The organism is Polyangiaceae bacterium (genome assembly GCA_020633205.1).
Lineage (GTDB): Bacteria > Myxococcota_A > Polyangia > Polyangiales > Polyangiaceae > JAHBVY01.
On sequence record JACKEB010000016.1, the window covers coordinates 234,142 to 251,260 of the forward strand.

Consider the following 17,119-nt stretch of genomic DNA (forward strand, 5'->3'; position numbering starts at 1 on the left):
CGTGGTGAGACCAACCCGGCCTGGGCTCTCTGGAGCTTCCTTCCAGCCTATTTTCCGATGGAACCGGACTTCGCGAGGCGAAGAGCAAAAACGCTGAAACGGCTACTTTTGCTTCTTCAGCTCTTCGAGCTCCGCCAGGTTGGCCTTCGCGCGCGGATCGCTCGGGTCCAGCTTGAGCGCGGTCTTGAACGCCTTCTCCGCCTCGGCGACGTCGCCTTGCTTGGCGAGGGCGGTCCCCAGATTAATCCACGCGGAACCGAGCTTCGGGTCCAGCTTGAGCGCCTTGCGATAGGTGGCGATGGCTGACTTCAGGTCGCCGCTCAGCTGCTGCGCATAGCCCAGGTTCGACAGAAAGGTGGCGCGCTCATCCAGCTGGATCGCACGCTTCAGCTCTCCGATGGCTTCCTTCGGGCGCCCCGCCGCGAGATACGCAGTGCCCAGATCGCCGTGGGCGCGCGGATCACTCGGCGCGAGGTTCACCGCGCGCTGATAGGTGCTGATGGCTTGGTCCACCTTGCCCCTCAGCATGTAGGCGGTGCCGAGGTTGGTGAGTCGGTCCGGGTTGCTCCGGTCGAGCTCCACGGCGCGCTCGAAGGACTTCAGCGCTTCCTCCGTCTTGCCGAGGGCGAGACGAGCCACTCCGAGCGCGGAGTGCGCCTCGGGATCTTGAGGAGCGAGCTCAACGCCGCGGCCGAGGGCGGCCAGCGCGGAGTCCGCTTCCCCGAGGATCAACAGCATGCGCCCCTTCTCGACGTGGGGCGGGCCGTAGTTCGGGTCGAGCTTGATCACGGCGTCCGCCTCGCGAACCAGGGCCTTGATCTTCGGGTTCTTCGGCGCGGCCGCGTAGTCCGTTGCGACCCCGCTGTCCGCGAGGGCGACGCGCAAGAGACCCACCCGAGGCGCGGGGTCCTTCGGCGCGAGGCGCTTCGCTTTGGTGTAGTGCGTCTTCGCGAGCTTCATGTCGTCGGCGAGGTAGGCTTTGTCCCCCGCCTCGAGCTCGGCATCCGCCGGAGTTCCATCGCCACGCGCCAAGCTCCCGGGTGGCGGTCCCGACGGCGGCGGCGCAGCAGGCGGCGTCCCCGTGGAGGGCGCCGCAGGAGCGCCGCCTGCGCCGAGCGTTGGCGCTCCACTGCCCGGCCCCGTTGCTGGAGCGCTCGGTAGCGGTGCAGGGGGCGGCGGCGAGTAAGTCGCGCTGGTGGTCGTCGTGTCCGCCGGGCTCGGCTCCGGATTCTCAGCCGGCGCTGCGGGAGAACAGGCCCCAGCGCACGCGACCAAGCAGGCGCCGTAACCGATGCTCTTCAGACCTCTCACCTAGCTATCCCCTTTCGCCGCGGTTCCCCGCGTATCACTTTCGAGGTCGTTTCCGTGCGGGTTCTTCGGTGCTCCGTGCGGCTGCCGATGCACCACGGCATAAGCGTGGGCCATCACCGTCTTGGCCGCCTCCACCCAGCGCTCCTCGGTCTTCGGGGTGCGCAAGTTCACCACCTCACCGGGGGACGCCTTCAGCCCTGCAACGCGAGACGCCGCTTCGCGCACCGCAGCTGGGGCGTCTGCGTCCTGCGCAAGCGCCGTGAGGTGGTCCACGTAGCTCCTCCCCCACTCGCGCGGCTCCAGGATCAGCGCGCCGTTTAGGGCCATGCCAGCGGCGCGCTTCAGCCCCGCATAGGCGGCCGGCAGCTGAGCGCCCGCGAGCGCCGCTTCCGCGCGGCGAAGCTCGACCAGAGCAGCTTGAATCCACTCTTCGGGGCTGAGCTTGAAGAGCCAGTGGCTCGGATCCCTCTGGAAGGGCTTCTCCGCCCCGGCGTTGCTCGCTTCAGTCACGAAACTCGAGGCAGCCTCACGCCGTCGCTGCGGCGCTGCTCCCTTCCTCGGTCTGGCGACTGGTGTGCTCGTTCCCATCGAAGCGCAAGATCACGCCCTTGTTCTCGCTCTTGGTGAGCAGGCAGACCGGACGCTTCCAGAGGCGAACCAACGCCTTCAGGCATTCCTTGGCGTAGTCGTCGCGCAGATCGATGCCGCGATGCTCATGGCGCAGCAAGAGCTCACCACGGTTCTCGAAGTTTGCGTCGACCACCACGATCTCCGGGTTGCCGGCGTTGGTGAGCTGGAACAACAGCCGCTCCTTGATCTGCTTGAACTCGCGGCTGGCGATCTCCCAGCGATCGTTGCGGTTGGACCAGTCGAAGGTGAAGAGCTTCTGCTCGAGCGCAAACTCTGGGGTGAGGAACTCGTCGATGAAGGTAACGTCGTTGTAGAGCTTTCGGACTTCGAACACCTTCTCCCGTCCGAGCCCGAGGCGAAGGTCCCAGTTCTTCTTCTGGTCGAGGTCGTTGCACTCATCCCACTCGCGACCGAACTGGCCCTTGTTCCAGCGCTCCTCGATGTGGCGATACAACTCGACGCCCAGCTTGTATGGGTTGAAGCGGTTGCCTGCGGTGCTCATCACGCCGGCGTTGTTGTCCGCGTATTCGATGATCTCGCTCCAGTCACACACCTGCTCGGTCATCATGCGACTGTGCCAGTAGGAGGCCCAGCCTTCGTTCATGATCTTGGTCTGCATCTGGGGGACGAAGTAGTACGCTTCCTCACGGATCACCGCGAGCACGGTGCGCTCCCACTTTTCGAGGGGCGCGTGCTCCAGCAAGAAGCGCAGGACGTCGCGCCGAGGCTCTGGCGGGAACTGGCGCTGCTTCTTCTGCTCCTCGAGGAGCTTCTTGCGCTGGCCCTCGATGTAGTCCTCGGGGTTGATGAAGTCCTCCATGTACTCCTTCGCGCGGAGTCGCGGGACTTCGATGGCCTCCGGCTCTTCACTCGCCTGGTGTTCCCGCTCACGCACCACGAAGGGCGACCACGGGTCGATCAGGTTCTCGAGGCTGAGGCACTGGTCGATTAGCTCTTCCACGCGATCGATGCCGTGACGATCGATGGCTCGACGGATCGCCGAGCCGTGGTTCGCCATCTTGTCGATCCACTTGCGGTTGGGCTCATAGTCCGGGTCGCGTGCGATTGGGTCGACGACGCGACCCGAGCTATCGAGGTCCGTCGCACGGAAGGTGAAGTTGTTCTTGAAGAAGTCGACGTGCCCGTACACATGGCACATCACCAGCTTCTGGTCGGTGAAGCTGTTTCCCTCGAGCAAGTAGGCGAAGCTCGGGTTGTTGTTGATGACCATCTCGTAGATCTTCGAGAGGCCGTATTCGTAGCTCTTCGCCAGGCGCTCGTAGTCCATGCCGAAGCGCCAGTGCGGGTAGCGATTCGGAAAGCCACCGTACGCCGCGACCTCGTTCATCTGATCGTAGGTCAGCATCTCGAACACCACCGGGAAGAAGTCGAGACCGTAGCCCTCGGCGATCTTCTCGATGCGACGCTGTTCTTTGCGCAGGTAACGCGGGATGCCGGTCTTGATAGCAAACTGAGGCATCAGTTCCCCTTCCCCAAAAACTCTTTGATGCTGCCGACGATTGCGTCCTTGTCACGGATCTCGGAGGTGACGACCCGATCATCGCTCGCGAAGTGCTCACGCAAATCCTTGATGAACTGGCCGGAGCCGTAAGGGCTCTCCACCTGCCCGTAGGCGAACATGTTTACGCGCGGAAGCAACTTCTGCTTGAGCAGCTGGACGCAGTTCAGCGTGTCATCCATCGACCAGTTGTCACCGTCGCTGAAGTGGAAGGGGTAGATGTTCCACTCCTCGGAGGGATAGTGATCATCAATGATCTGACTGCACAGCTTGTAGGCGCTGCTGATCATCGTGCCGCCAGACTCTCGAGTGTGGAAGAAGGTATCCCGGTCGACTTCTCGGGCCACGGCGTCGTGGATGATGTAGCGGCTCTCGACGCCGCGGTACTGCTTCTGCAGCCAGGCATCGATCCAGAAGGACTCGATGCGCACGATCTCCTTCTGCTCGTCCCCCATCGAGCCGGAGACGTCCATCATGTAGAGGATCACACAGTTCGCGACCGGCTCCGTGTCGGTCTTCCAGGAGCGGAAGCGTTTGTCGTCCTTCTGAGGAACGATCAGCGGATTGCCTGGGTCGTAGACGCCGGTCGAAATCGAGCGCTTCAACGCCTCACGGTAAGTGCGCTTGAAGTGCTTCAAGCTCTCGGGGCCGACGCGGCGGATCCCCGTGTAGCGATCCTTCGCGCTGACGACGACGCTCTTGCCCTTGGGCTGGATCTGCGGAAGCTCGAGTTCTTCCCCGAGGATCTCCGCTAGCTCGTCCAGGGTGACGTCCACCTCGAGCACGTGCTCGCCCGCGTCGGAGCCGGCTTGGCCCTTGCCATCTCCCTCTTCGCCGCCCATCGAGTCCCCGGGCTTGCCGTCGCCTTGGCCGACGCCGCCTTGCTGCTTCTGCCCGAAGGTGAAGCGCGGGATGTCGATGTGCGGGATTGGGATGCTGACTAGATCCTTACCCTTGCGCCCGATCATCTCGCCGCTCGAGATGTAGTCCCGCAAGTTCTTGCGGATGCGCCCACGCACGATGTTGCGGAAGCGCGAGTGATCTTGATCGATCTTCAGCGACATGATCCCCCTGACTCTGGCTGCACGACGTTCAGTCTCGCACGGGGTTTGAGAGGGGACTACCGGAATCTCCTTCGCGGTAGAGCGGGGGTTTGTGCTGGGGTTTGGGCTCGTGTGGGCGTGGGGCTTCGTGCTTGCGTGGGGTTGAGTCCAGGCGCCTGAGTTCGTGTGGGTGCTTGAGTTCGTGTGGGTGCTTGAGTTGGTGTGGGCGCTTGGGTTTGGGGGGGAGGGTTTCTGGCTCTGGATGGTGTTGCTCGATCTCTCCCAGCTTGCCGGCGTGCTCGGCTGTGTCTAGGCCGGGGCCGGCTTCGCCGGTGCTCGCAGGGCTCGCAGCCTAGACACAGCCTGCGACTCGCCGGCGCGGGGGGTGGGTGATCGAACAACATCGGAGGTCATCCCATGCTCGAAATTTATCCGTTCATTCTTGAGACCATCACGCTCATTCGCCCCTTGTGTCAGCGGGTTAGTCGGGCGGATCCCGACCTGGGGCGGCAGCTCTCGCGCGCGCAGTCGTCGGTCGCGCTCAACGTTGCTGAAGGCGCCTACAGCCGCGGGCGCAACTCGGCGGCGCGCTTTCACACGGCGATGGGTTCCGCGCGGGAGGCGCTGGCTTGTCTCGAAGTCGCAGCGGCGCTGGGGCACATTGCGCCTGTGGATGAGGCGCTCGTGCAGCGCTTCAACCGCATCGTTGGCACCTTGCATCGGCTCGCTATCAAGTGAGCGGCTTGGGTGAGCCTGCGCATGCCGGCTCACCGCTGCTTCAGCCTGTTTGCCGTGCGGTAATATACGTAGCTTCGCGAGGACGCTACGCGGGGAACCTCACCCCCAAGAAGGTCAAGAACGCCCGCGGAGTCCCGACGGCTTGACCTTTGCGCTTGCGGCGCACCTGCTCGCGATTCCAGTCGGCGACGCGATCGTAGTAGGCCTGCTGATCCGCGTTGTGGCGCTCACGCATGCTGCGCATGGAGTCGACGTCGTTCTGCCCATCGAGGGCATACAGGCACTCGGTTGCGTCAATCAGCTTGAGGCGCTTCAAGCTGCCGTCCTTCTTGAACTCCGGGTCGAAGGGGAACACGCGGCAGCCGGTTGGGCGCTCACCGTAGACAGTGCAGCGATCGTCCTTGCCGAGGTAGCGACAGCGGCCCCCGCGATGCCCGAGCACCATCACCCGCTTGCCCTGGCGGAGGCGCACGAAGGCTTCGGGCTCGTCCTCCATCGCGATCTCGTGGCGCGTCACCCACTTCACGATGCGCAGCGGAGAGTCCCCCGTGTGGGTCACGAGTCGCGAGAGGTCGACATCGTTGAGTGGGAGCAACGGCTCCTTGCAGCAGTTGCCGCAGCCGGTGCAACGAAACTTGAGGAAGCGCTCTCCTACAGCCACGTCCCGCTCCTTGAAGTCCTTCGATCAGGCGCCGGCGCGCAGCAGCTTGGCGGCTTCGATTGCGCCATAGGTGAAGATGACGTCAGCGCCGGCGCGCTTGAGGCCGGTGAGGCTCTCCAGCAAGCAGCCATCGAAGTCGATCCAGCCTTGAGCCGCAGCGGCCTTGAGCATCGAGTACTCCCCGCTGACGTGATAGGCGGCGACGGGCAGCGCGGAGTGTTCGCGAACCAGGCGCACCATATCGAGGTACGGCAGCCCCGGCTTGACCATCAGCCAGTCAGCGCCTTCGGCTTCGTCGAGGGCGATCTCCCGCAGTGCTTCGCGCGAGTTGGCCGGATCCATCTGATAGGTCTTCTTGTCGCCGGCTTTGGGTGCGGAGTCCAGTGCCTCGCGGAAAGGCCCGTAGAAGGCCGACGCATACTTGACGGCGTAGCTCAGGATCCCGACGTCGGTGTAGCCCGCTTCGTCCAGGGCATCGCGGATCGCGCCGATGCGGCCGTCCATCATATCCGAGGGGGCGACGATGTCCGCGCCGGCCTTGGCCTGGGCGACCGCCATGCCAGCGAGCAACGGCAGGGTTTCGTCGTTGTCGATGCGGCCGTCGATCAGCACACCGTCGTGGCCGTCTGATGAGTACGGGTCGAGCGCGACGTCGGTGATCACCACCAGCTCCGGCAGCTCCTTCTTCAAGGCCCGCACGGCGCGCTGCAAGAGCCCCTCGGGGTTCAGCGACTCTTTACCGTGGGGATCCTTCAGGTCGTCGGTCAGCGCAGGAAACAGCGCGACGCCTGGCACGCCGAGCTCGAACGCTTCACGGCTCACCTCCACCAAGTGAGCAATGGAGAGCCGTGCGTGACCCGGCATCGAATTGATGGGCTTTTTCTCGTCCAGCTCATGCACGAACAGGGGCAACACCAGGTCGCTCGCGGTGAGCACGGTCTGGCGCTGCATCGCGCGCAAGCCGGCCAAACGGCGGTTGCGGCGCGGGCGGTCACTCAACAACGTCTGGTATCCGCTACTCATGGTGGGGAGTTATACCCCGTCACCCAACATCGGGAATCACTCTTCCACGCCCAGCACGTCGAGATAGGTGCGCCGAACCTGCTCGGTGACCCGCTCGTACTCGGCAAGCAGCTGTTCGCTGGCTTGGGGTTTGACCCCGGAGGCGCTGGAGCCCGCCGAGCGGAAGCCCATACGCCGGGCCAGCTGCTCGATTTCTGGAGTGCTCGGGTCCAAGGTCGTGGAGCTCGTGCCTCGCCTGACGTGGATGCGCTGCTCGAGGCGGCGCAGAAAGCGATACGCCTCCTTCAGCAGCTTGAACGCTTCGCGCTTCAGGTAGCCCCCGCGCTCCAGGGCCGAGAGCGCCTGCAAGGTGTCCGGAGTCCGCAAGCTGGTGTCGCGGCCGTACCTCATCTGCAGCCACTGCACAGCGAACTCAACGTCGAGCAGGCCGCCGCGCCCAAGCTTCAAGTCACGGCGCCCCCCGCGCTCATCCGCGAGCTCGAGCTGCATGCGCATGCGCAGACGATGCAGCTCATTGACCTCCGGCGGACCGCCTTCGTAGGCCGCAACTCTGGCCATCTCCAGCAGTCGCTCGCCAAGCCCCACATCCCCGGCGCAGAAGCGGGCACGCAAGAGCGCCTGGCGTTCCCACGCCGCCCCGCTCGTCACCACCGTCGAGCGTGGCGGGTCATCGGGATGCTGTTCCAGGTTCACCTGGTGGTAGCGGGCAAACGCCGACACGTTGGTCACCAGCAGACCCTGAGAGCCGCTCGGGCGGAGCCGCGTGTCGAGCTCGTAGCCGGCGCCGGAAGCGTGGGGCGCGGAGATCAGCCGGATCACCCGCTGCGCCGTGCGACTATAGAAGTGCGCCGCGTCGTGGCCCTCCGGCACCGCATCGGGGTCGTAGACGAAAAGCACATCCAGATCCGAACCGTAGCCGATGTCTCGACCGCCCAGTTTCCCCAGGGCAATGACCGAGAGCCCGCGAGGTTCACGGCTGCCAATTTCCGCAGCGCGCGCGCCTGAACTCAACGCGAGCTCGAAGCGCACCGCGTGTTGGAGGATTTCGTCGGCCAGCGCGCTGAGCAGACGCGTGGCCTGGCGGGTCCCAATCTCTCCCGCCAGATCCGCGACGGCGACCCGCACCATCACGCGCGCGCGAGCGCGTCGCAGGGCGCCGACTAGCTCCTCTCGGGTCTCCGCGGGATCGAAGCCTTCCTGGCGAGATTGCCAGTGTAGGAACTCGGCGATCTCCGCGCGCACCGCGAGCCGAGCTTGCTCCTCCGTGATGTCCTCGCCCGCGAACAGCACCAAATCAGCTAAATCTGGCCGCGCCACGAGGGCATCGCTCACGAACTGACTCGCGCCGAGCACCGTGACGAAGCGGCGCAAGGTCTGTGGTGACTCCGCGAGTTGACGAATGTACGCCGATGCATCGCGGAAACGCTGGAAGAAGGATCGCAGGCCTCGCGCCGCGAGCTCCGGATCCGCGCTCTCGGTGATCGCGTCGAGCACGTTATCGCCAAGCTCGGGGTGGCGCTCCCGCGTGTGCGGACCCAGCAGGCCTGCCGGGAGGCGCGCGAGCGCGGTAAGGTGCTGAGCGACATCGTCGTTGCCCAGGGTCTCCGCAACGGCTTTTTCGAGGGCGAGACCGCCTGCGTCGAGGTGGAGGAAGACCGCTTGATAGTTGGAGGGAGGTCTCGGGGCTTCGGGGGCGAGGCCGGCGAAGTGCTCCGCCACTGCCTCTCGCGCCAAGAACAGGGCTGCATTGAGCGACGTCGCGGAGTCGAAGCCGAGCACTTTCGCCAAGTGCTCCACACGGTCGCTCTGGGTGGGGATCAAGTGCGTCTGGAGCCCCGAGTGCCACTGCACCGCGTGCTCCAGGCGGCGCAGCAGCCAGTACGCTTCGCCGACGTCGCGCACCTCGCGGTCGCTCACGAGGCCACAGGCGCGCAGGCGCTCGAGACCGCGTGCGAAGCTCGAGACCCGCAGGCTCGGCTCCTGGCCGCCCCAGATCAGCTGCAGCGACTGCACGAAGAACTCCGCCTCGCGGATCCCTCCCTCTCCGAGCTTCAGATCGCGTTCCGGCGCCTCGGACAGTTCCGCGCGGGAACGCCGCACGAGCTCGATCATCGAGGTCGCGATGCTAGGATTCACCCGCCGCCGGTAGACGAAGGGCACAATGACTTCGCGCTCGAACTGAGCGCCCAGCTCGCGGTCGCCGGCGATGGGGCGCGCCCGCAGCATGGCAGCGCGCTCCCACATTCGCCCCCAGGTTTCGTAGTAGCGCTCCGCTGCCACCACGCTGTTGACCAGCGCACCCCGCGATCCTTCGGGGCGCAGCCGCAAGTCGACGCGCCAGACACTGCCGTCTTCGGTGAACTCTTCCAGGCTGGCGACGGCACGCCGGGCGACTCGCGTCCAGTGTTCGTGGACGGAGAGCTCGCTGCCCCCATCGTCGGAGTCGTAAACGAAAATGATGTCGATGTCCGAGCCGCAGTTCAGCTCATAGCCGCCCAGCTTGCCCATCCCCATGGTCAATAGGCCGCTCAAGCGCTGCTGCCCCTCAGCGTTCGGCTTGTGCAGCGGCTCGCCAAAGCGCCCCGCCACGTGCTGCGTCGCCTCCGCCTGCGCGACCTCGAAGAGCACTTCCGCGAGGAGACTGAGTTCGTGAGCGGTATCCTCGATGCGCGCGCCGCCAAGGTTCCGCGGCAGCACCTCCCTGAGCGCGATGCGCGCCCGCTCTGCCCAGCACGAGCGGCGGAGAGCCCGGCGCACCACCGCGAGGTCTTCGAGGTCGCCGCACTGCTCCACCACCAGCGCGGTCATCTCCGCGCCGCTGCGCGGTGTGGACCAGCCCTCCTGAGCGATGCGCTCCAGAGCCTCGACCTGCCAGGCGTGCACGGCGACGAGCGGCGGATAGGCGACGCCGAGCACCACCCCGAGGGCTCGACCGAGCACCGCATCTCCATGCTTGCCAACCAACAGCTCCGAGTGCAGGCGCTTGGTCGCCTCGGGGTCGAGGCGTTCAGCGTAAGCGACGAGTCCGCGCGAAGAGAGCATCAGGCCCCGAGGGTACCCGGCAGATCGCTCGAAGGTCGACCTGGTGCGTGTGAGGCCGGCTGTTGGCTGCTTTAGCCGCGATTCAAGGCACGTAGACCATCTCGATCTCGAAGCGATAGCCATCCGGCGCTTCGAAGACCTTGGCCTCCAGCACCAGGTCGCTCACTCCCCCCTCCTCAGTCTCGAGGTCGACCAACAAATCCCAATGGGTTTCCATCCACTGACAGACGGAGCGTCGCCAGGTCGCATCCGTCAGCTCAACGAGCGTCTCTCCGTAGTCGGCGACGTACTCGCGGATTTGCTTGGCCGTTTCGCTTGAGACGGGCGCTACGTTGGGAATAGGCTGAGCCAGGCGAAAATCTTTCCGCACGAAAGCGCCGACAATGGCCCGCAGCGTCGGACGCCAGTCGTCGGGCACAGGCTGTTGGTTGTCGGGGTCCTTCTTCACAGATTCGAGAGGCAGGTCGTCGCCGCTTGCGTGCGTCGCGAGCCCGCCGACAATCGCGAGGATCAGCATGACGCCGAACACGCGATTCGCTGCTCCACGCCCTGAGGGTAGCGTGCGGCGCCGCAAACGGAAGGGAAACGCCGGGTTCCGCGCGGTCGGCCGCCGAATTAGGCCAATTCTACTGACGCTACCGAAGGGCTAGGGAACCGTGACGTCGTTCAGCGTGCGTGCGATGGAGCGCATGCACTGGGCGTTGACCCGCTGCCACTGCTGCGCCACGTCGAATAGCAGAGTGCTCTTCGCCCCAACGCCATCGAGCTCTTTGACGAAGCGGATCAGCGGCGAAACCGTGGCTGAGTTCATGTACTCGAAGTCGCGGAAGTCGAGCACCACCGTCGCACCCTTGAGCTGGCCGACCAGCTCCGAGAGGAAGGGCCACAGGATCAGTGATGGATCCCGCGTGTCGCTGACGCCGCGCCAGCTCACCCGAACGCCCTCGCGCTCCTTCAGGACGCTGATCTTCAAGCCGGCGTGATCGTAGTCTGTGTAGTCGCTCATTGGAGCCCCCTCGTTGCCCGCACGGAAACGATATTATCAGCAAACTTGCAGCTCAGATCGAACTGCCCTTCGTAGCCGATCCGGTAGAGACCTAGCTTGCCCGACGTCGTCGGGTCATCGAGCAGCTCTTGGAGCCGCGCGAGGTACAGCGCCTGGCGGTCTGTCGCTGCCTGGATCTGGGTGATTCGGTTGGTCAGGTCATTCAATCGGTCCATCGCCGCGACTCCGTTGGTCACCTCGACCGTCACTTGTTCCTCGGTGACGTGAAGGTGCACGGCGATCTCGAGTTGCCCCGGAACTCCCGTCCCATACTTCAGGGCGTTCTCCACCAACTCCGACGCGCACATCACGGTCGCCGCGGCAACATCGCGCGGCAAACCACTGGCAGTTGTAGCGATCCGCGAGCGCACCTCGCGCACGTCCTCCCAAAGCCTGCCCGGGATCTGAAAATCGAGCTCTGCGTTCACTCGCCGCGCTCCGCCAAGCGTCGCGCAACCACCACAGTTTGATCGTCAGCCAACTCATCAGAACCAACGGCGTCGAGCAGCGCTTGGGTGATGGCCGCGCAGCTCTGGTTCGCAGCCGCGAGCTCCTTGAACAAACCGACCATGCGGTCCTGTCCAAACAGCTCACCGTTGACCCGCGCTTCCGTCAGGCCGTCAGAAAACAGCAACAGCACGTCTCCGACGTCCAAGTCGATGCTCGAGTCTTCCAACAGATCGCCGGGTTGGTCAACCACGCCTAGCCACACGCCCTTGCTCTCGAACGCTTCGACCGTGCCGGTCGCGGCGCGAAACACCACTACGTCCTGGTGTAGCCCGGCATACTGCACTCTCCCGCCGTTGAGTTTCAACGCAGAAATAGTCATGTACTGGTTCTGACCGATGCGCGCCAAGTTGGTCTGGACCGCCGCGGCCACCTGCGCCAGCAACCTGGAAGGGGAAGCGGTACCATCCGACTGGACGAGTGCCGTGCGTACCGCGGTCTGGACCATCATCATGATCAGCCCAGCGCTGACCCCATGTCCGGACACGTCGCCGATCAAGAGCCAAGGGCAGCTCTTGGTGTGCACCACATCGTAGTAGTCCCCGCCAACCGTACTCGCGGGGCGCATCGAGGCCGCGACCTCGTAGGAATCGAGGTTCGTCTCGCTGGGCAAGAGTACCGTCTGGATCTTGCGAGCGAGGTCCATCTCGCTCCACAGCTCGTTCAGGGCACGCGTGAGCTCGTCGTGCTTCGCCGCCACTTCACGCTCTGCCTTCCGCTGTTCGGTGACGTTGGTGAACTCCACGCAGCAGCGACGCTTGCCTTGGTAGTGAGCATGGATCGAGAACACACTGTCCGGGATCACCTCGTCCACGTAGGGCACGTCGCCAAGCAACATGCCCTGCGCCGTTTCTACGACCTTGGTGAAGATCCCAGCGAGGGGCATCTTTTCTGAGCCGGGAAAACCGTCATGGATGCGCTTTCCAAGCACATCCTCTCGCTTCACCGACATGAACTTCGCGGCGGACTCATTGCAGACCACGAGGCGCAAGCTAGCGGGGACGTTGGGCTCTTCGAGTTCCCACACGCAAACGCCAACCTTCATGGTCGCGATCGCGTCGTCAGGTGCAGTGTTGGGCTGGTCAGGCATGGTAGGTACAAACTCTTACGGGGATGCTATCGCAAGACCTGGAGACGCACGAGCGCCTCCAGGCCTAATAGGTCACGAACGTCGCGGTCAGTAAGGGATGGCGCCGGGAGCACCCACGCGATAGCGCATCAGGGTGGGGGTGTTCTTGGCGCTGAAGCCGGGGAAGGACCCGTTGGTGATGTAGATCTCCAGGAAATCGTCCCAGGTTCGACCAAAAGCCACCGACGTCGGGCCGTCCAGATCGCCGTCCGCCAGCAGTGTCTCCACCACTCCGTGCTTATCGATCTTCAAGACCGTGTCGAAGAAGCTCGCGCAGTAGAGGTTTCCAAAGAAGTCGAACGCCATGTCGTCACAACCGACCGCTGTGTCCGCGTAAACGCTCGGCTCACCGGAGGTGCCGTTGCGCAGGATCGGGAACTCGACGATCGTCGCCTTGTCCGTCGCCGCCACGTAGAACGACTTCTTGAACTTCTGGATCCCGTTCGCTCCCGGGAAGCCCGCGCCCGCGACATTGCGCTCGATCAACGGGCTCTGAGCCCACACCTCGGCGGCGTTGCCCTCAGCCGCGCTGCTGTAAGGGTTGATCTCCCAGATGGTGGCGAGGTTCGAGTCAGCGACATAGAGTTTGCCCCCCGACAGGACGTTGCCGTTGGGAAACGAATCATCCGGAAGACGAACGACCTGAACCGGTGTGCCTCCACCGGGTGGCACACGCCAAACGCCACGATTCACCGGACCGCAAGCGCCCACCGAGATGAACATGTTCCCGAATAGATCGAAGGTGATCGGCCCGGCGAGCGAGTAGAAACCACTACAGAACTCGAACTGAGTGCCGATCGGCAGCTGGGCATACGTCGACTGCGTACCGTCCGCCGCGATCTTCCTCACCTCGCCGGACAGGGCGAGCACCACGTAGGCATTTCCCCATGGATCTAGATAGACGTCCTCCGGGCTCTCACCTGCGCTTTGGTCAAAGCTCGCGATGACTTCGGGTTCCGGGGGGGGAGAGTGCTTCGGCTTCGCAGAGGCGGGCGCCGCAAGCAGTGTCCCCATGAGTGCGATCAGACTGAGTTTTCCGAGCTTCATCCATGACCTCCGTACTCCCCCGAGTGCTGAAAAGCCGAGAGTTTCGGCCCCTTGCGAAACAACGAACTCTGAAGCTAACATATCGTAGCTTCGTCGTCCGTGTAGGTATTCAGCACCGAAGCACGAAGTTTACGCGACCATTCAGTCAGCTTGATGGCTGTATGTTTCCACCTGGGAACATACAGCACCCGTTGATGGTAAAACGCTAGATCGTCAGCTGCTCGACGCTGATCCCTAGCGGCGTCGTCTCAATCACGGTGTAGGCGGAGTAACCACCGCCTGGCGCCTCGCCCACCGAGCCAACGTTGACGATACGCGTTTCGCCGACGGCCCAGTCGAAGGCGACGTGGCTCCCGCCACACAGAATGATGTCTGCTGGATCGTCGCCGATCAGCGCATTCATCTCGTCCTCGCTCAGCTCTGGGCTGAAGCTCTCGGTTGGGTCCATCGGAGAGCCGTGAACGATCAGCATCTCGTCGCCGTTCTCGAGAGGCAACCGCGCGGTAACAGGCAGCTTGCCCAGGCGCATCACGATCAGCTCACCGAGCTGCTCATGGAGATCGAAGAGCTGGCTCAGGCGCGCCTCCTCGGCGGTGTCCTTGGGTTTGATGCGCTCCGGCTCGAGCTCTGCAATGGCGCGGTCCACCAAGCCCTGGGTCACCAGCGCTTGGTGCTCGATCAGGAGCTTCCACGTTTCGAGCGGCTTCGGCCCAGGGAACAGCAGATCCCCGCAGCAGATCAGCTTGTCCCAGGAGAACTGAGCCTGAGACGCCTCGATCACGTCCTTGAGCTCGTCAGCGTGGCCGTGGATGTCGGAGACACACAGAAAGCGCATGTCGCGTCGTCTGGCACCGCGGGGCGCTGGGCGCCACTAGATTCCAGCACGCCGCCGCCACATTCCCCACGGCGCTACGGGGTGAGGCCAATTTGGTAGCCACCGGCTGACCCAAGGGCAGCGAATGCTTGATCGCCGTCGATGGCCAGATCGTAGACGGTCCAGGGAAGCGCCTGGCGGCTGGAAAACCTGAGCGCCTGTGGGTCGCTGGCGTCAATCACGTCCACGCGCCGCTGGTCGGCGGCTACCACGATGCGAGCGCCGGGCAGCAGCTGAAGGCTCCTCGTGTAGTAGGACTGGGTGTTGGCGCCGACCGTCAAGTCGTTACGCATCAGTTTCCCTTCGGCAATTCCGCCCAGCACGGTGAGCTGACTCGGCAGGTGGTCGTTGCCATCGACCCACCAGCCCCGGACATCAGTGACAGCCAAGCCTTGACCAACGGCGACACCGTCGGGTCGCTCTCCATCATTGAGTAGCAGCTTCGCCTCGACGGTGAGCGTTTCCGCATCGAGGTGCGCGAGGTGGACGGTGTAGTGCAACCAGGTGCACGTTCCCCCGCCACCATCATTAGGCTCGAAATGGCTTCGCGATCCGTGGCGCTTGGCGCACTCGGGCGGATCTGAGACCGCTTCGCTCTGACGGCTGTACGACAGGAACAGCAACTTGCCGCTCGCTTCGTCGATGCCGAGCAGCGAGCCAGGCGCCGAGATGGAAGTAGCGCTGAGTGTGCTGGGGTCGCTGACGTCCACCACATCCAGGAAGAAGCGCGCCCGCGTCTCACCAACTGGCTCGAAATGACTCGCGTAGAAGCGCCCAGCGTAGGCTACGAGCGCCGTCTGTCCGAAGCTACCAGGCATCTCAAGCGTTTGCGTGCGGATATTGTCCGGCGCAGACAGGTCGACAACCTCGAGCTGCATACGGGAAGGATCTGCGGTTCTGCTACCTCGCGTTGCTTGGACGACGCCCAACGTCGACCCCAACTGGGCCACGCGCGCGCCGCTCGCCACGACCGCGTCGAGCCCGTAGCCACCGCGGAAGTCAGTCTCCGATAGGCTCAACAGCTCTTGCGCCAATAGCTTCGGCGAGCGCTCGTCGCTCATATCCACCACGGCGATCCCTGGGTGGGAGGCGCCGCTCGCGTCGGCCTCGGCATACGCGAGGTAAGCGAGGCTTCCGTGAACGAACAGTTCGGGATAGCTGAACCCATAGCTACACGCAGCGTGGCTACCGCTCTCAATCCCAATGCTCCCCCCCGCGAAGGGATCGCTCACCTCACCTGGCGTGCTCGAGTCGAGCACGAACGACTTGGTCCTCGCGTTCCCACCAATGCGCAACACGCGTCCGTCGATCACCTGGGTGCGGTCAACCTGGCGCGCGAGAGGTACCCCACTCAGTGTCTGCGGAGCCGAGCGGTCGGAGAGGTCATAGCTGATGACGGCCTCCGGGCTCACCACGGTGGCCCCGGAACCACTCGGGACGACGGCGCGTGGCGCATCGGCACCGGCAGCAAATCCGGCGATGCTCAGCGCCTGACCATCCCACGCAAAGAGCTGGATTCCGCTCGGGTTCCGCTGACAACCCGCGGCCGTCTTCAGGTCGCTGCGCTCCAGGGGCACCAAGACGGTTCCGCCTCCGTCAAGGAAACTCAGGGGCTGCCCGCCGCGCTCCAGCGCGCTCGTCAGCACACCGCTCTCTCCCCCAAAATCCGCACGATCGAGCTCCACCGCCGCACTGACATCGGTCATGTCGTAGACGGCGACCTCCTGCATGTTTGCCGCGGGGTCGCTGCGTTGACCAAGCACCCACAGCTCGTTTCCGCGAGGCTCCAGGTAGAGCGGCGCGCTGTCGAGCTGCATCGGGGTACCTACAATCGGTGCACTGGGGTCGCTCAGGTCGACGGCGATCACACTGCCCTTTGCGGCGGCGGACGCTGCATAGAGTCGATCCCCAGCGAAGCGCACAGCGCCGGGACCTCCGAGCGCAGTCAGGGGAACGCTGGCTAGGGACGCAGCGCCATCGACAAGCGGCAGGGCAAATGTCTCCAGCAGCGGTGGGCTGATGGTGCCGAGCGCACCGGGCTGACCAATGACCCGTAACACTCCGGAGCGCTCATCGAGTTGCGATGAGTCCAGCAACTCGTAGTTGGCGGTGACGCTCGCGCCGAGGCTCAATTCGGTTCCTCCGGGATTCAAGCTCAACGCCTGTAGCGTCCCGCTGCGCTCACCGTTCGGCGTGCGAATCCAAGTGTACAGCGAGTCCCCTGCCTTCAAGACGCTGGGGATCAGCCAGCCATACGCATCCTGCACGACAGGCAGGGTCAGCTGTCCGAGCTCCGAGAGTGGCGCCGTCCCGCTGAGATCTAGCGCGCGGACCGTCACTCCGAGTCCATCGCCACATGAGGAGCACTCTCCAAGTGAGGTGACATACAAGCGATCGCCGAGCGCGAAGGCGTCGAGCGCTCGACCCGCAAAGCGTGTTTCCTCCTGGATCTGAGGTGTCGTTGGGTCACTGACGTCGATCGTCAACACGCGGCTCACAAGGAGCAAGCCAAGCGCCGATCCGAGGAAAAACCGCCACGAAAGCGCCTTG

At 64.3% G+C, this 17,119-nt stretch carries 15 protein-coding genes; 1 reads left to right on the forward strand and 14 read right to left on the reverse strand.

The window, feature by feature from the left end; genetic code table 11:
- Positions 1–102: 102 nt before the first annotated feature.
- From H6718_25645 to H6718_25660, 4 genes are read right to left on the reverse strand one after another with little or no spacing between them, the layout of a single operon-like run.
- Positions 103–1,311 carry a tetratricopeptide repeat protein gene (locus H6718_25645; GenBank protein ID MCB9588821.1) on the reverse strand — a complete coding sequence of 403 codons (1,209 nt, stop codon included), beginning with the start codon at positions 1,309–1,311 and terminating at the stop codon, positions 103–105.
- Positions 1,312–1,821: a hypothetical protein gene (locus H6718_25650; protein MCB9588822.1), complete on the reverse strand. Its 510-nt coding sequence runs from the start codon at positions 1,819–1,821 to the stop codon at positions 1,312–1,314.
- Between the two features lie 16 nt (positions 1,822–1,837).
- Positions 1,838–3,421, reverse strand: coding sequence for a SpoVR family protein (locus H6718_25655; GenBank protein MCB9588823.1), 1,584 nt, complete (start codon positions 3,419–3,421; stop codon positions 1,838–1,840).
- A complete protein-coding gene (locus H6718_25660; GenBank protein ID MCB9588824.1) occupies positions 3,421–4,524 on the reverse strand; it encodes a DUF444 family protein in 1,104 nt (367 codons plus the stop codon). The genes H6718_25655 and H6718_25660 overlap by 1 nt, the downstream gene beginning before the upstream one ends.
- Positions 4,525–4,920: 396 nt before the next feature.
- Here H6718_25660 and H6718_25665 point away from each other — a divergent pair, with 396 nt between their 5' ends.
- Positions 4,921–5,241 (forward strand): four helix bundle protein, encoded by a 321-nt coding sequence (locus H6718_25665; protein ID MCB9588825.1) that lies wholly within the window; start codon positions 4,921–4,923, stop codon positions 5,239–5,241.
- Between the two features lie 85 nt (positions 5,242–5,326).
- Here H6718_25665 and H6718_25670 read toward each other — a convergent pair whose 3' ends face one another.
- The 10 genes from H6718_25670 to H6718_25715 all read right to left on the reverse strand — a co-directional run bounded on the left by H6718_25670 (position 5,327) and on the right by H6718_25715 (position 17,067).
- Positions 5,327–5,902, reverse strand: coding sequence for a YkgJ family cysteine cluster protein (locus H6718_25670; protein ID MCB9588826.1), 576 nt, complete (start codon positions 5,900–5,902; stop codon positions 5,327–5,329).
- Between the two features lie 24 nt (positions 5,903–5,926).
- Positions 5,927–6,925, reverse strand: coding sequence for a porphobilinogen synthase (gene hemB, locus H6718_25675; GenBank protein ID MCB9588827.1), 999 nt, complete (start codon positions 6,923–6,925; stop codon positions 5,927–5,929).
- 36 nt (positions 6,926–6,961) lie between these two features.
- On the reverse strand, positions 6,962–9,967 hold the full coding sequence (gene glnE / locus H6718_25680) for a bifunctional [glutamate--ammonia ligase]-adenylyl-L-tyrosine phosphorylase/[glutamate--ammonia-ligase] adenylyltransferase (GenBank protein ID MCB9588828.1): 3,006 nt from the start codon (positions 9,965–9,967) through the stop codon (positions 6,962–6,964).
- An 82-nt stretch (positions 9,968–10,049) separates the two neighbouring features.
- Complete coding sequence (locus H6718_25685; GenBank protein MCB9588829.1) at positions 10,050–10,385, reverse strand: hypothetical protein; 336 nt, start codon at positions 10,383–10,385, stop codon at positions 10,050–10,052.
- 228 nt (positions 10,386–10,613) lie between these two features.
- Positions 10,614–10,973 carry a hypothetical protein gene (locus H6718_25690; GenBank protein MCB9588830.1) on the reverse strand — a complete coding sequence of 120 codons (360 nt, stop codon included), beginning with the start codon at positions 10,971–10,973 and terminating at the stop codon, positions 10,614–10,616.
- On the reverse strand, positions 10,970–11,440 hold the full coding sequence (locus tag H6718_25695) for a hypothetical protein (protein MCB9588831.1): 471 nt from the start codon (positions 11,438–11,440) through the stop codon (positions 10,970–10,972). The genes H6718_25690 and H6718_25695 overlap by 4 nt, the downstream gene beginning before the upstream one ends.
- Entirely contained in the window at positions 11,437–12,609 is a 1,173-nt protein-coding gene (locus H6718_25700) for a SpoIIE family protein phosphatase (protein ID MCB9588832.1), read from the reverse strand. Before H6718_25700 ends, H6718_25695 begins: the two co-directional genes overlap by 4 nt.
- Before the next feature lie 87 nt (positions 12,610–12,696).
- Complete coding sequence (locus H6718_25705; GenBank protein ID MCB9588833.1) at positions 12,697–13,695, reverse strand: hypothetical protein; 999 nt, start codon at positions 13,693–13,695, stop codon at positions 12,697–12,699.
- Between the two features lie 205 nt (positions 13,696–13,900).
- Positions 13,901–14,530 carry a metallophosphoesterase family protein gene (locus H6718_25710; protein ID MCB9588834.1) on the reverse strand — a complete coding sequence of 210 codons (630 nt, stop codon included), beginning with the start codon at positions 14,528–14,530 and terminating at the stop codon, positions 13,901–13,903.
- A gap of 74 nt (positions 14,531–14,604) precedes the next feature.
- Positions 14,605–17,067 carry a hypothetical protein gene (locus H6718_25715; GenBank protein ID MCB9588835.1) on the reverse strand — a complete coding sequence of 821 codons (2,463 nt, stop codon included), beginning with the start codon at positions 17,065–17,067 and terminating at the stop codon, positions 14,605–14,607.
- Positions 17,068–17,119: the final 52 nt, after the last annotated feature.